Genomic DNA, 1,228 nt, shown 5'->3' with positions numbered 1-1,228 from the left:
TCCTGGTCTTGTATGCGGGGGGTGTGGGTCTGCTCATGCCCTCCAGCTACCATACTGGATTCACAAGATGAATCCCTCACAGGATTTGTGCAACAGAGCCGGCGTGGATCGAAACTCCAGGCTGATTCCATCTCGCCGCATGAGAACATGTCGCCCCCTTCGCGGGGGCGTGGATCGAAACTCGAATGTCTTTTGGACCCATTCGGACATGCGCGCGTCGCCCCCTTCGCGGGGGCGTGGATCGAAACGTTTCTGCGGCCGCAAATACCGGCGCGGCTGCTGTCGCCCCCTTCGCGGGGGCGTGGATCGAAACTGCTATGATGCCAGGCGTCCCATGGAGTCTGTCATGTCGCCCCCTTCGCGGGGGCGTGGATCGAAACAGCCTTTCGGGCGCGTCCCACACCCCCGGAACATGTCGCCCCCTTCGCGGGGGCGTGGATCGAAACTGGACCATCGTGAGCGTCTTGTGCCCGGTGACGGGTCGCCCCCTTCGCGGGGGCGTGGATCGAAACTGCGCTAGGGCCGGGTCAGAACCAGTTGCCCATGAGTCGCCCCCTTCGCGGGGGCGTGGATCGAAACCCGCAATCGGTCCGCAAGGATACTGCGGTGCTTATGACGGTCGCCCCCTTCGCGGGGGCGTGGATCGAAACATCGATGATGGCAAGAACATCTTCGCCCCGGCCTAGGCGGTGTCTTCATTTAGGCGATCGCTGCCATTGCGCAGGCGAGGTCGACGAATGCCTTTAAGGAGGCGACGGTTTTCTCGCATCGGAGCGCGATCCGGCGGAATCGTTTGAGGCGGTTGAAGAAGCACTCCACAAGGTGGCGTTCCCCGGAGAGCGTCCGATCCAGCGGTCGGCTTCCGGCGCGGCTTCGGTTGCGCTTGATCTGTGCGGTGGCGCGCAGGTCGCCGGCGATGAAGCGGCGCAACGCCTCGGTGTCGTATCCGGCGTCGGCGATGACATGGCCGACGCCCNGCGGTCGGCTTCCGGCGCGGCTTCGGTTGCGCTTGATCTGTGCGGTGGCGCGCAGGTCGCCGGCGATGAAGCGGCGCAACGCCTCGGTGTCGTATCCGGCGTCGGCGATGACATGGCCGACGCCCGCAAGGCCGCGGATCAGCCCCTCGGCCTGCGGGCTGTCGGCCCAATGGCCCGGCGTGATCGCGAACCGGACCGGGAGGCCAGGCGCGTCCACCGCAGCATGGATCTTGGTCGTCAGCCCACCCCGA

1 protein-coding gene is annotated in these 1,228 nt (G+C 65.7%); it reads right to left on the bottom strand.

Annotated elements, in window-relative coordinates; all coding sequences use genetic code 11:
• Positions 1–699: 699 nt before the first annotated feature.
• Positions 700–1,228, bottom strand: a 529-nt coding sequence (locus ACDP63_RS24910; RefSeq protein WP_409928860.1) for a transposase, incomplete at its 5' end; no start/stop codon positions are given.

The sequence above is a fragment of the Paracoccus sp. P2 genome (assembly GCF_046335115.1).
GTDB classification, from domain to species: domain Bacteria; phylum Pseudomonadota; class Alphaproteobacteria; order Rhodobacterales; family Rhodobacteraceae; genus Paracoccus; species Paracoccus pantotrophus.
This window is presented reverse-complemented; position numbering and strand designations above follow the sequence as displayed.